This window comes from Bradyrhizobium sp. USDA 3262 (assembly GCF_054060035.1).
On record NZ_JBSSCT010000001.1, the window covers coordinates 752423 to 764225 of the forward strand.

An 11803-nucleotide genomic window follows, 5' to 3' on the forward strand; every position below is an offset into this window, starting at 1 on the left:
CTCCAGATTCGAGCTTTGACGCGTTTTCTTCACACGAACGGGCACCCGCTTCGCTCGAAAACGCTCCAGCCGATCCAATCCTGCCGGGAGGACCAACCAATGAGCCAAGATCGATCCAGCGTCGAAAGCGTCGTGCAAACCTATTTCGACGGTCTCTACGAGAGCAATGCCGACAAGCTCGCCGAGGCCTTTCATCCGAGCGCCGATTTGCGCTGGGTGGAGAAGGGCGAGCTGAAGGTCCTGACCGTGCCGGACTGGCTTGCCCTGGTGCGCAAGCGCACCTCGGCGAAGGCCGAAGGCAAGCCGCGCGAGGATTTTATCGTCACCATCGACCGCTCCGACGACAACACCGCCTTCATCAAGGTGCGCTGCCAGCTGCCGCCGCGCTATTTCACCGACTATATGGTGGCGATGAAGCTCGCCGACGGCTGGCAGATCGTCTCGAAGTCGTACCGCTACGACCTCAGGGATTGATCGACCGGGCGCGGCGCGCGACGGCTTTGTGACACGCCCCCGCGGTCCGGCTCCGGCCGGACCGCATTGACTGGCGGTGGTTTCCGGGCGAATTGAGCCCGTTATGGAAGCCAAGTTTCAGATTTTTCTCACTTTGCTCGGCGTGCTGGCGGGAACCGCCCTGGTGGCGCGGCGGACCGATATCGCGCCCGCGATCCTGCTGCTGCTGGTCGGCATCGTGCTCGCCTTCGTGCCGGGCATGCCGTCGCTGGAACTGCCGCCTGAGCTGGTGCTGCTGGTGGTGCTGCCGCCGCTGATCTATTCGGCGAGCGTCGCGATGAGCTGGCGCGAGTTCAAGGCCAACCTGCGGCCGATCATCCTGCTGTCGGTCGGCTGCGTGATCTTCACCGCCTTCATGGTCGCAACCGCGACCCATTATCTGATCGGCCTGCCCTGGAGCATCGGCTTCCTGCTCGGCGCCATCGTCGCGCCGCCGGACGTGGTCGCGCCGCTGGCGATCGCCCGCAAGCTCGGCATGCCACGGCGCATCCTGGTGGTGCTCGAGGGCGAAGGGCTCGCCAATGACGCGACCGCGCTGATCCTCTACCGCTTCGCGCTCGCCGCGATCACCACCGGGCTGTTCTCGCTGCCGAAGGCGACCGGCACCTTCCTCGTCATCGTCGCCGGCGAGATCGCGTTCGGCACCGCGGTCGGCTGGCTCAGCCTGCGCGCCCGCCGCCGCGCCCGCGATCCGCAGGTCGAGATCACGCTGTCGCTGATCACGCCTTATCTCGCCTACTGGATCCCGGAGCATTTCGGCGGCAGCGGCGTGATCGCGACCGTCGCCTGCGGCCTCTACATGAGCTGGAACGGGCCGCTGTTGATCTCGGCCGCGACGCGCCTGCAGGGCATCTTCTTCTGGGACCTGATCATCTATCTGATCGAGGGCCTGCTGTTCCTCTTGACCGGCTTCCAGATGCGCTCGCTGTACGAGAAGTCGAAGTCGTTTCCGCTGCACGACATCCTTACTGCCACCGTACTGGTCGCCGTCATCGTGATCGTCGCGCGCTTCGTCTGGGTGTTTCCCGGCACCTATCTGCCGCGCTGGATCAGCCGGCGCGTGAGCGAGCGCGATCCGCTGCCATCGTGGCGGGCGGTGTTCGTGGTGGCCTTCACCGGCGTGCGCGGCGCCGTCTCGCTCGCCGCGGCGCTGGCGCTGCCTCTGACATTGCCGAACGGGGACGCCTTCCCGTATCGCGACCTGATCCTGTTCGTCGCCTTCGGCGTGATCTTCGTGACGCTGGTCGGGCTCGGTCTCACTTTGCCGCCGGTGGTGCGCTGGCTCGGCCTCGCCAAGGACGGGCGCAGCGAGCACATCGCCGAGCACGAGCAGGAGATCGCGGCGCGGCGCGAGGCGCTGAACGCCGCGCTGAAGTCGCTCGATGCCATCACCGACGACCGCGAGCTTTCCGACGAGGTGATCAAGCTCTTGCGCTCGCGGCACGAGATCCGCATCAACCAGCTGCCCGACTCGCTCAATCCCGACACCCACGACGTCTCCGCCACCGGCACCGAGCTGACGCGGGAGCTGATCGCCTCCGAGCGCAAGTTCATCCATATGCTGCTGCACGACGGCAAAATCACCGACGAGACCAGGCGGCGCATCGAGCGCGACCTCGACCTCGAGGAGGCCAGCCTCGCCAACCGCGAGTATCGCAGGATTCCGTTGTAGCGAACTCCATCCCACGTCGTCTCGGGCAAGCGACTCGTCCGCCGTAGCTCAACGTGCGAAGGCGGAAGCGCGACCCGGGACCCATAACCACCGATCGATGTTATTCGACCAGGTTGCGGCCACAGCCCATTCCAACAATTTCCAACCGTGGTTATGGGTCCCTGCTTTCGCAGGGACGACACTGAATGTGAGGCGCCGCTTTCTCCACACGTCGTCCCGGGCTTGACCCGGGACCCATAACCACCGTTGCCGGTTTGGCGAAGGTTGGAGCGACAGCGTGCTCCTACAATTCGCGTCGGTGGTTATAGGTCCCTGCTTTCGCAGGGACGACAGATCATTCCGCCGCGGCGTTCTGGCCGGGACCGCCGACGAAGCCGGCGGGATCGCCGAACCGCTCGATCATCACGGCGGTGAGGTCCTTGGTCTTGCTGGTGACGCAGGCGCCGGAGCGCACGGTGTAGCGGTCCTGATGCTGAGCATGCGGCGGCGCCTCGCCCTTTTGCAGCGCGCGGGCCGCCTCCATCACCAGCTTGCGGAAATGCATGATGCCGAGATCGGTCGGGCCGAGATGCTCGCGGGTGCGATCGGCGATCGGGCCCTGGCTGTCCTGCACCGCGGCGTCCTGTTCGGAAACGCCCTTGATGCCGGTGTAGCTCTTGGTCCGCTGCAGCTTGCGGTCGATCAGATAGTCGTTTGCCTTGTTGCGCAGCGGCACGTAGTTCTCGTCGACCACAGCCATCACGCCGTTGCCGTTGGCGTAGCCTTCGCGCTCGGCGTCGGTCAGCGGCCGGTGCGGATTCCACGCATAGGTGTAGATCCAGCAATTGGTGTCGGTGACCGGCACGAAGGTCTGGCCGAACATGTTCTCGCCCGGCATCGAGCTCGGCGCGTAGCTGTGGAACGGCATCAGGAACTGGGCGATGCGCCAGTAGATATTGTCGCTGCCGGCGAGCCGTCCGCCGGCCACCGTGAGGCCCGCCTCATGCGGATTGATCTTGATCACCGGGCGCGGATCCTCTGCGATCCAGCGCATGTGATCGGTCGCGACCCGCGTCAGCGGGTTCACGAAATGCTTCTTGATGTCGAGGATCTCGTTCTCCTCCTTCTCGAAGGAGAGATGCGCGAAGGTGAAATGCGCGGTGTCGATCGAGCCTTCCACCGCCTGCACCCAGTTGCAGTCCTGCCACTTCTTGGTGACGAAGCGGTGCGAGGCCGGCAGCAGCGCCATCTCGAGCGCCGGCAGTTCGGGCATCGCATCGGCCGGGCCCATATAGGCCCAGATCATGTCGCCCCATTCGCGCACCGGATAGGACTTGATCCGGATCAGGTCCTTTGCGTTGAGGTCGGGATACGACGTCGGCATGTCGACGCAGCGGCCGTCGGTGTCGAACTTCCAGCCGTGATAGACGCAGCGGATGCCGCATTCCTCGTTGCGGCCGAGCCAGAGATTGGCGCCACGATGCGGGCAGTACTGGTCGATGACGCCGACCACGCCTCTGGTGTCGCGGAAGGCGAGCAGCTCCTCGCCCATCACCACGATCTTCTTCGGATCGCTGTCCGGCTCCGGCAGCTCCTCCGACAGCAGCACCGGAATCCAGAACCGCCGCAGCAATTCGCCCATGCCGGTCCCCTCACCGGATTCGGTGAGGAATATGTTGTCTTCGGCGCGAAGCATGGGCGGTCTCCCGATGGCTTTTTTCAGTTCGTAGTTCGTAGGATGGGTGGAGCGAAGCGATACCCATCAACTTTTTGAGCCGCACGATGAGACGATGGGTTTCGCGGAGTTTATCATCGGGCCGCGCGTTGCGCGGACCCGTTGGCTCTACCCATCCTACGCACCACGCAATCCTCACACCGGCCGCTCTCCCTTCACGGTGACGCGGGTGCCGGAGCGGGTGTGCGGCCAGTAGTCCCACATCGCGCGATGCTGGGCGCAGCGGTTGTCCCAGAACGCGATCGCGTTCTCGGTCCAGCGGAAGCGGCACTGGAACAGCGGGTTCTCGGCGTGCTGGTAGAGATAAGCCAGCATGGCGTCGCTTTCGTCGCGCGGGATGCCGACGATGAAGCGGGTGAAGCCGCGATTGACATAGAGCGATTTCTTGCCGGTCACCGGGTGGGTGCGGACCACCGGATGCTCGGCGCGGGGATATTCCCGTTTGTCGGCGACGCCATAATTGGCGTACAGGCCACGATAAGTCTGCTCGCCGTCATGCAGCGCGGTCAGCCCGTCGAGATAGGCCTTCATGCGGTCCGACAGCGCCTCATAGGCGGCGTACATGTTGGCGAACAAGGTGTCGCCGCCGCGCGGCGGGCATTGCTTGATGTAGAGGATCGAGCCCATCGGCGGCTCGAGGTCGCAGGACACGTCGGTGTGCCAGCCCTCGCCATTGGCGCGCGGGCTATCCTTGTCGGCGTAGATCTTCATCAGCGCCGGATCGCCCTCATTGGGCGCGGCGGGGTGCACGTGCAGCTCGCCGAACTTGCGGCCGAAGGCGAGGTGCTCGTCGGGGCTGATGTGCTGGTCGCGGAAGAAGATGACGAGGTTTTCGGCGAGCGCGCGATGGATCTCGTCCATCTGGCGGTTGGAGCGCGCATCGTCGCCCACGAGCTTGCCGATATCGACGCCGGAAATCTCCGCGCCGATGATCGGCGTCAGCTTCTCGACGCCGATGGTCTCATAGGGCTCGGATTGGTCGGCGAGGTGGCGGTAGCGCGGACCTTGCTTGCCGGACAGCGAGCTCATGGGCGTTCTCCCGATGGTTCTTGTTCTGACCATCGTAGCCCGGATGAAGCGAAGCGCAATCCGCGCCGCAAGCATATCCGTCGTCCCGGACAAGCGTAGCGAAGCGGAGCGCAGATCCGGGACCCATAACCACAGGGTCGGGTTTTTGCGAAGGCTGGTAACCCGCATCTCGCGCCATAACCACGGCCTGGGGTTATGGGTCCCGGCTTTCGCCGGGACGACACTGAGTATGGGTCACGCGTGTGTGGGTTACGCGCGGAGTGAAATTACTCCTCGGCGCCGGCCTGCTCCGGCAGCTTGGCGCCGTTGCCGTAGCGCTGGTCGATATACTCGATCACCAGTGCCTTGAAGTCGGCGGCGATGCCGGGACCGCGCAGGGTGCGGAACTTCTTGCCGTCGACGAACACAGGCGCAGCCGGCGCTTCGCCGGTGCCGGGCAGCGAGATGCCGATATTGGCGTGCTTGGATTCGCCGGGGCCGTTGACGATGCAGCCCATCACCGCGACGTTGAGCTCTTCGACGCCCGGATACTTGGTCTTCCAGGCCGGCATCTCGTCGCGGATGAAATCCTGAATCGAGCGCGCCAGCTCCTGGAACGTGGTCGAGGTGGTGCGGCCGCAGCCCGGACAGGCCGCAACCAGCGGCACGAAGGTGCGGAAGCCCATGGTCTGCAGCAATTCCTGCGCGACCTGCACTTCCAGCGTGCGATCGCCGCCGGGCTCCGGCGTCAGCGAGATGCGGATGGTGTCGCCGATGCCCTGCTGCAGCAGGATGCCGAGCGCGGCCGAGGAGGCCACGATGCCCTTCGAGCCCATGCCGGCCTCGGTGAGGCCGAGATGGATCGCATAATCCGAGCGGCGCACGACTTCCTGATAGACCGCGATCAGGTCCTGCACGGCCGACACCTTGGCCGACAGGATGATCTTGTTCTTCGGCATGCCGAGCTCTTGGGCGCGCGCCGCCGACAGCAACGCCGACTGCACCATCGCCTCGCGCGTCACCGCACGCGCGTCGCGCGGATTGGCAGACGCCGTGTTCTCGTCCATCAGCTTGGTGAGCAGCTCCTGGTCGAGCGAGCCCCAATTGGCGCCGATGCGCACCGGCTTGTTGTTCTTGTTGGCAATCTCGATGATGTCGGCGAACTGCGTGTCGCGCTTGTTCTTGAAGCCGACATTGCCGGGATTGATGCGGTACTTGTCGAGCGCCTCGGCGCAGGCCGGATATTCGGCGAGCAGCTTGTGGCCGATATAGTGGAAGTCGCCGATCAGCGGCGTGGTGATGCCGCGCTTGCGCAGGCCGTCACGGATGTGCGGCACCGCAGCGGCGGCTTCCTCGCGGTCGACCGTGATGCGCACCATCTCGGAGCCGGCGCGGGAGAGCGCGGCGACCTGGGCGATGGTGCCGTCGACATCGGCGGTGTCGGTGTTGGTCATCGACTGCACGACGATCGGCGCACCGCCGCCGACGGCGACGTTGCCGACCATGACCTGCGTGGTTTGGTGCCGCGGCGCGGGGCCGGCGACGTCGTCTTGCGGCAAAATCTCGGGCTTGTTCATGGCGTCTCGAATATCAGGTTTTGGTGACATTCACCAAGGGGGCGATGGGCCTCGCGCGCGGCGGACCAAACGATCATGTTTCGGAGTGAATTCAACAGCTTATGGCGCCGATTGAGGCCAAACGCAAGCCATGCAGCGGCGTCCTGCATGATCAGCTATATTGGGCCGGATTGGGGTGAATCAAAGGGCAAAGTGACAGCTTTTCATGTGATCTGGCGCATCTTAGCATTGCCTTAAGATCATTCCGGGAGGACGTGAAATGGCCGGCCACAGCGAGCTGATCACCACGGCGGAACTTGCCGAGATCCTGAACCGGCCGGACCTTCGCCTGTTCGACTGCACGACCTATCTGGAGCCGGCCCCCGCCGGCAGCAACGTTCCCTATATTGTCGTCTCGGGCCGCCAGACGTTCGAGGCCGGCCACATCCCGGGCGCGAATTTCCTGGATTTGCAGGCCGAGTTCTCGGATGCCCATACCCATCTGCGCTTCATGATGCCCCCGGTCGCGCAGCTCGAAGCCGCGTTCGGCCGCCACGGCATCTCGGCGGGCAGCCGCGTCGTGCTCTATTCGATCGGCACCGCAATGTGGGCGACGCGGTTCTGGTGGATGCTGCGCTCGCTCGGCTTCGAGGGTGCCGCGGTGCTCGACGGCGGCATCGACAAATGGACCGCCGAAGGACGCGACATCGAGACCGGACTCGCCGGCGGCTATCCGCCGGCGACGTTTCCGGCACGGCCGAAGGACGGCATGTTCGTCGACAAGCATGACGTGCTCGCCGCGACCACGGAGGGCGACACCGTCATCGTCAACGCGCTCGGCCCGCAATTCTACAAGGGACTGGAGCCGAGCCGTTACGGCCGGCCCGGCCGCATCCCCGGCAGCGTCAGCGTGCCGGCGGCGACCTTGATCGATCCGAAGCACAAGACGTTCGTGCCGCTTGAGGAGGCCGAAGCAACGTTTGCTGCGCAAGGCATCACCAGGGACAAGCGCGTCGTCGCCTATTGCGGCGGCGGCATCTCCGCGACCATCGATCTGTTCCAGCTGCATCGGCTCGGCTACGACAATCTCACGCTCTATGACGGCTCGATGGGCGAATGGGCGAAGGATGAGTCTCTGCCGATCGAAAGGGGTTAGTGGAAAGAAGCGGGGCTCTCTCCTCACGTCGTCCCGGCGTAGGCCGGGACCCATGACCACCGAATTTGCTTGCGAACGGGAAAGCGGCCCCAGCATCGCGCGACAACCGACAGTTGGGGTAATGGGTCCTGGCCTTCGCCAGGACGACGCTGAATGTTTGGCGCGCTTACGAGAGGACACCTGCCACTAAGGCGTCAGCTTTTGTCGCAGCGGCCCGGTGGCGCGGGCGATCAAGCCGGCTTCTTGACGATCTCAAGGCCTCGGGCCGCCAATTCTTTCAGGATGCTCCGTGCGAGGTGGGAGCACTCATCCGGCTTGATCCAGCACGCGCTCCGCCAGTCCGGATCATCCTCCTTGGAGTATGCGGTGAACGCGGAGCGAATTCCGGCTTCAATTGCATCGGTGGCATCGATTGGCATCAGCGCGCCTCCACGGCCTTCCTCCCATGGGAGGGTTCACGGAGTATCGGTGGCAGTGTTGATGTAGATCAACACCGCATCAAGCGGCCTCATTCGCCGCCAATGATGTGCCGCGCTCTCACGCCGGCACATTGGGATCCGGCGTCACCTTCGGGTCGGGCTTGTTGACGAGATAGAGCCCCGCGATCACCAGCAGCGCGGCGACGCCGAACACCGCCGTCAGGGTGTCGTGCATGATGAAATAGGCCGCGACGACGCCGAACAGCGGCGTGACGAAGGTGAAGGCGGACAGCTTGCTCGCGGAGTAGGTTTTCACCATCGCAAACCAGATGACAAACGTGCAGCCCACCACCCAGACCGCCTGATAGGCGAGCAGCGAGATCGACAGCGCGCTCGGCACATGCTCGATGCGCTCGCCCGCGATCCAGGCGGCGAAGCCGAGGATCGGAATCGAGATCGCGACCTGGTAGCCGAGCGCCTTTTCCGGCGCGGCCTTGCGCAGCTGTGTGCCCTTGGCGACCAGCGTGGTTGCCGCCCACAGCGCGCCGCCGCCGACCACCATGAGGTCGCCGAGCAGCACCTTGGCATCGACGTTCGGCTGCGGCACGCCGATCGCGAGCGCGACGCCGGCAAAGCTCAGCGCAAGCCCGCTCCACTGCACGGTCGAGAGACGCTCGCCGAGGAACTGGTGCGAGCCGAGCGCGACGAAGAACGGCGCGGTGTAGAGGAACACCGAGGCACGCGAGGCCGAGGTGAAGACGAGGCCGGTGAAGATCAGCACGAACTCGCAGCCGAACATCAATCCGGCGATGATGCCGGGCACGAGGGTGCCGTCGCGCTCGAAGAATTTGACGCCACGCAGGTGGCCGACGATCAGCATCACCGGCAGCGCGCCGGCGGAGCGGATCAACGCCTGCAACATCGGCGGCACGTCGGGCAGCGCGAGTTTCACCGCAAGCTGGTTGAAGCCCCAGCTCACGCACAGCATCAGCATCACGGCGATGGCGCCGGGCGGCAGCCCGTGCCCGACGCTGACGGGCCTCGTGACGCTGGCGGAGATCGCTTGGGTCGACATGTTTCCTCGCGGGCCGGCTTGGTGCCGTGTTGTTAATTGCCGGTTGGGCTCCCTCGCCCCGCTCTTGCGGGGAGAGGGTTGGGGTGAGGGGCCGTCGCCGCAAATTCGATAGAGCCGAGCGTGCGGAGAGTCCCCCTCACCCGAAATTCGCTACCGCGAATTTCGACCTCTCCCCGCAAGCGGGGCGAGGTAGCTCGAAAGCAGTGCGAGTTAGCTGAAACCATCGCGCATCACGTCTTCTGGCAATGCGCGCAGGTGCCGGCGATCTCGACGACGGAGAGTTTCGGGATGAACCCCGAGGCCCGCGCCGCCGCGGTCAGGCTTTGCGCGACGGGGGCGGCCGGGATCTCGCCGACCGAGCCGCAATGGTCGCAGATCAGGAACGCCACCATCGAGGTCTCGTCATGGTCATGCGCGCAGGCGAGAAAGGCGTTGCGGCTCTCGATGCGGTGGACGAGGCCGTTCTCCATCAGGAAGTCGAGCGCGCGGTAGACGGTAATCGGTGCCGGCCGCGGCATCGTCTTGGCCAGTTCGTCGATCACCTCATAGGCGCCGAGCGGGCGATGGCTCGACAGCAGCGCCTGCAGCACCTGGCGGCGGATCGGGGTGAATTTCTGGCCGCGGCGCGCACACACCTGCTCGGCATGCGCCATCGCGTCCGCGGCGCAGCGGCCGTGATCGTGGTCGGGGGCAGGAAATGTCGGCTTGGCCAGGCTCATTGCCTCGATATGTAGCATTTGCGCGCCCGTTCCCAAAGCCCGGCTCCCAGCCCCGGTCCGCCGCCGCGTTGCAGCCATGCCCGCAATGCGGGGCAGCCTCGCGTTAACCCGGCATGCAGAAATCATAAGCAAGCTTATTATATCCCAAGCTTATGGAGGCAGGATCGATGCGCGGTTCGGTGGACACCGATTTCTTGTTTACGCTGGGCGAAGTGTTCCGGCTGATCCGCGTCTATGCGGACAAGGAGGCCGCGCGCTACGGCATCACCCGCGCGCAATGGGCCGTGTTGTCCAAGGTGGAACGCCAGGAAGGCTTGAAACAGACCGAGCTCGCCGAGCTGCTCGAGGTGCAGCCGATCACGCTGACGCGGCTGATCGACAAGCTCTGCGACAATGGCTGGATCGAACGCCGCAGCGACGAGAACGACCGCCGCGTCAACCGCCTCTATCTGAAGAAGGCCGCCCGCCCGCTGCTCGGCAAGCTCGCCGGCCTCCGCTCCGAACTCACCGCGACCGCGCTCGAAGGCATCAGCCCCGCTGACGCGTATCGCCTGCTCACCCAATTGGAATCGATCAAGGAAAACGTTCGCAATGCCGTCCAAACCCCAGCCGGCGAGCCCTCCCGAAAGGAACAGCGCTATGGCTGAACCCGTCCTCAAACTGGCCCCCGAGCAGAAGAGCAATCCGGGCGAGCCCACCCCGTCGGGCAAGGCCAGCCGCGCGCCGCGCCGTCGCCTGATGGCGGGCCTGCGACGCTATCGCCGGGTGCTGCTGCTGGTCGTGCTGCCGAGCCTCGCCGCGATCGGCGGCACCGTGTTCTATCTCAATGGCGGCCGCTATGTCGGCACCGACGACGCCTATGTCGGGGCGCAGAAGGTGCTGATCACGCCGGAAATCTCCGGCAAGATCGACAAGATCGTCGTGAAGGAAGGCCAGCACGTCAAGAAGGGCGACGAGCTGTTCGAGATCGACCCGGTGCCGTTCCGCCTCGCGGTGGCGCAGGCCAAGGCCGCGCTCGACCAGACCAGGACCACCTATGACAACCTGGTCGACAACATCAAGATCAACGGCAGGATGCTGGAATTCGCCCAGCAGAGCATCGAATTGAAGAAGCGCGACGTTGATCGCAAGTCGACGCTGGCCAAGCAGAATTTCGGCTCGCAGCTCGACCTCGACAACGCGGCGAATGCGCAAGTGACGGCCGAGAGTCTGGCGCAATACATCAGGCAGCAGATCTCCAAGGACAAGACGCAGCTGCTCGGCGATATCGACCTGCCGATCGAGCAGTTCCCGCCCTACGCCCAGGCCAAGGCCAAGCTCGACGACGCCCAGCGCAATCTCGACCACACCGTGCTGCGCGCGCCGATGGACGGCGTCGCGACCCAGGTCGACCAGATCCAGCTCGGCCGCTTCGTCGCCGCCGGCTCGCCGGTGTTCTCGGTCATCGATGTCGACCATCCCTGGGTCGACGCCAATCCGAAGGAGAGCGACTTCACCTATGTCGCGGTCGGCCAGCCGGTTGAGCTCGACGTCGACGCGTTCCCGAACCATCAGTTCAGGGGCAAGATCGGCTCGCTCTCGCCCGGCACCGGCGCGCAATTCGCGATCCTGCCGCCGCAGAACGCGACCGGCAACTTCGTCAAGGTGGTGCAGCGTGTGCCGGTGCGGATCTACTTCGACGAGAACGATCCGTTCGTGAAGAAGCTGAAAGCCGGCATGAGCGTCTACGCGACGATCGACACCAACCACCGCCGCACGCTGGCCGGCCTGCTCGGGCTGGCGCCGGCCTCGGCGCACCCGGACCACGAATAGAGATAAGAAGCGGTCGATAGTCGACCGCAGAGACAGTGCGCCCCCTCTCCCGCTTGCGGGGGAGGGCCGGGGTGGGGGCTTTCTCCACGAGTCATGTTGTGGAGAGAGCCCCCACCCGGCGCTACGCGCCGACCTCCCCCGCAAGCGGGAGAGGTGACT

Annotated in this window: 11 protein-coding genes; 5 read left to right on the plus strand and 6 right to left on the minus strand. The window is 65.0% G+C overall.

The window, feature by feature from the left end:
• Positions 1-99 precede the first annotated feature (99 nt).
• Entirely contained in the window at positions 100-474 is a 375-nt protein-coding gene (locus tag ACVWYP_RS03535; RefSeq protein ID WP_304497759.1) for a nuclear transport factor 2 family protein, read from the plus strand.
• Positions 475-577: 103 nt separating this feature from the next.
• Positions 578-2185, plus strand: a complete 1608-nt coding sequence (locus tag ACVWYP_RS03540) for a Na+/H+ antiporter (RefSeq protein ID WP_304497760.1) — start codon at positions 578-580, stop codon at positions 2183-2185.
• A gap of 334 nt (positions 2186-2519) precedes the next feature.
• Here ACVWYP_RS03540 and ACVWYP_RS03545 read toward each other — a convergent pair whose 3' ends face one another.
• The 3 genes from ACVWYP_RS03545 to ispG all read right to left on the minus strand — a co-directional run bounded on the left by ACVWYP_RS03545 (position 2520) and on the right by ispG (position 6484).
• Entirely contained in the window at positions 2520-3860 is a 1341-nt protein-coding gene (locus ACVWYP_RS03545) for a Rieske 2Fe-2S domain-containing protein (RefSeq protein WP_304497761.1), read from the minus strand.
• Between the two features lie 174 nt (positions 3861-4034).
• A complete protein-coding gene (locus ACVWYP_RS03550; protein ID WP_304497762.1) occupies positions 4035-4928 on the minus strand; it encodes a TauD/TfdA dioxygenase family protein in 894 nt (297 codons plus the stop codon).
• A gap of 266 nt (positions 4929-5194) precedes the next feature.
• Entirely contained in the window at positions 5195-6484 is a 1290-nt protein-coding gene (gene ispG, locus ACVWYP_RS03555) for a flavodoxin-dependent (E)-4-hydroxy-3-methylbut-2-enyl-diphosphate synthase (RefSeq protein ID WP_304497763.1), read from the minus strand.
• Between the two features lie 259 nt (positions 6485-6743).
• Between ispG and ACVWYP_RS03560 the strand changes: the two genes are divergently transcribed.
• Positions 6744-7619 carry a sulfurtransferase gene (locus ACVWYP_RS03560; RefSeq protein ID WP_304497764.1) on the plus strand — a complete coding sequence of 292 codons (876 nt, stop codon included), beginning with the start codon at positions 6744-6746 and terminating at the stop codon, positions 7617-7619.
• Between the two features lie 230 nt (positions 7620-7849).
• Here ACVWYP_RS03560 and ACVWYP_RS03565 read toward each other — a convergent pair whose 3' ends face one another.
• From ACVWYP_RS03565 to ACVWYP_RS03575, 3 genes are all read right to left on the minus strand, one after another.
• Positions 7850-8038 carry a hypothetical protein gene (locus ACVWYP_RS03565; protein WP_038387623.1) on the minus strand — a complete coding sequence of 63 codons (189 nt, stop codon included), beginning with the start codon at positions 8036-8038 and terminating at the stop codon, positions 7850-7852.
• A gap of 118 nt (positions 8039-8156) precedes the next feature.
• Positions 8157-9113: a DMT family transporter gene (locus ACVWYP_RS03570; protein ID WP_304497765.1), complete on the minus strand. Its 957-nt coding sequence runs from the start codon at positions 9111-9113 to the stop codon at positions 8157-8159.
• Between the two features lie 230 nt (positions 9114-9343).
• On the minus strand, positions 9344-9832 hold the full coding sequence (locus ACVWYP_RS03575) for a Fur family transcriptional regulator (protein ID WP_026191999.1): 489 nt from the start codon (positions 9830-9832) through the stop codon (positions 9344-9346).
• 167 nt (positions 9833-9999) lie between these two features.
• Here ACVWYP_RS03575 and ACVWYP_RS03580 point away from each other — a divergent pair, with 167 nt between their 5' ends.
• Together ACVWYP_RS03580 and ACVWYP_RS03585 are read left to right on the plus strand one after the other, a co-directional pair.
• A complete protein-coding gene (locus ACVWYP_RS03580; protein WP_085970781.1) occupies positions 10000-10479 on the plus strand; it encodes a MarR family winged helix-turn-helix transcriptional regulator in 480 nt (159 codons plus the stop codon).
• On the plus strand, positions 10472-11644 hold the full coding sequence (locus ACVWYP_RS03585) for an HlyD family secretion protein (protein ID WP_304497766.1): 1173 nt from the start codon (positions 10472-10474) through the stop codon (positions 11642-11644). The genes ACVWYP_RS03580 and ACVWYP_RS03585 overlap by 8 nt, the downstream gene beginning before the upstream one ends.
• Positions 11645-11803: the final 159 nt, after the last annotated feature.

Bases quoted from the DNA above. Each gene is read 5' to 3' on its own strand.
- ACVWYP_RS03570 (WP_304497765.1), bottom strand. From the start codon at position 9,113: ATGTCGACCCAAGCGATCTCCGCCAGCGTCACGAGGCCCGTCAGCGTC.
- ACVWYP_RS03535 (WP_304497759.1), top strand. From the start codon at position 100: ATGAGCCAAGATCGATCCAGCGTCGAAAGCGTCGTGCAAACCTATTTC.
- ACVWYP_RS03550 (WP_304497762.1), bottom strand. From the start codon at position 4,928: ATGAGCTCGCTGTCCGGCAAGCAAGGTCCGCGCTACCGCCACCTCGCC.
- ACVWYP_RS03580 (WP_085970781.1), top strand. From the start codon at position 10,000: ATGCGCGGTTCGGTGGACACCGATTTCTTGTTTACGCTGGGCGAAGTG.
- ACVWYP_RS03565 (WP_038387623.1), bottom strand. From the start codon at position 8,038: ATGCCAATCGATGCCACCGATGCAATTGAAGCCGGAATTCGCTCCGCG.
- ACVWYP_RS03540 (WP_304497760.1), top strand. From the start codon at position 578: ATGGAAGCCAAGTTTCAGATTTTTCTCACTTTGCTCGGCGTGCTGGCG.
- ispG (WP_304497763.1), bottom strand. From the start codon at position 6,484: ATGAACAAGCCCGAGATTTTGCCGCAAGACGACGTCGCCGGCCCCGCG.
- ACVWYP_RS03545 (WP_304497761.1), bottom strand. From the start codon at position 3,860: ATGCTTCGCGCCGAAGACAACATATTCCTCACCGAATCCGGTGAGGGG.
- ACVWYP_RS03575 (WP_026191999.1), bottom strand. From the start codon at position 9,832: ATGAGCCTGGCCAAGCCGACATTTCCTGCCCCCGACCACGATCACGGC.
- ACVWYP_RS03585 (WP_304497766.1), top strand. From the start codon at position 10,472: ATGGCTGAACCCGTCCTCAAACTGGCCCCCGAGCAGAAGAGCAATCCG.
- ACVWYP_RS03560 (WP_304497764.1), top strand. From the start codon at position 6,744: ATGGCCGGCCACAGCGAGCTGATCACCACGGCGGAACTTGCCGAGATC.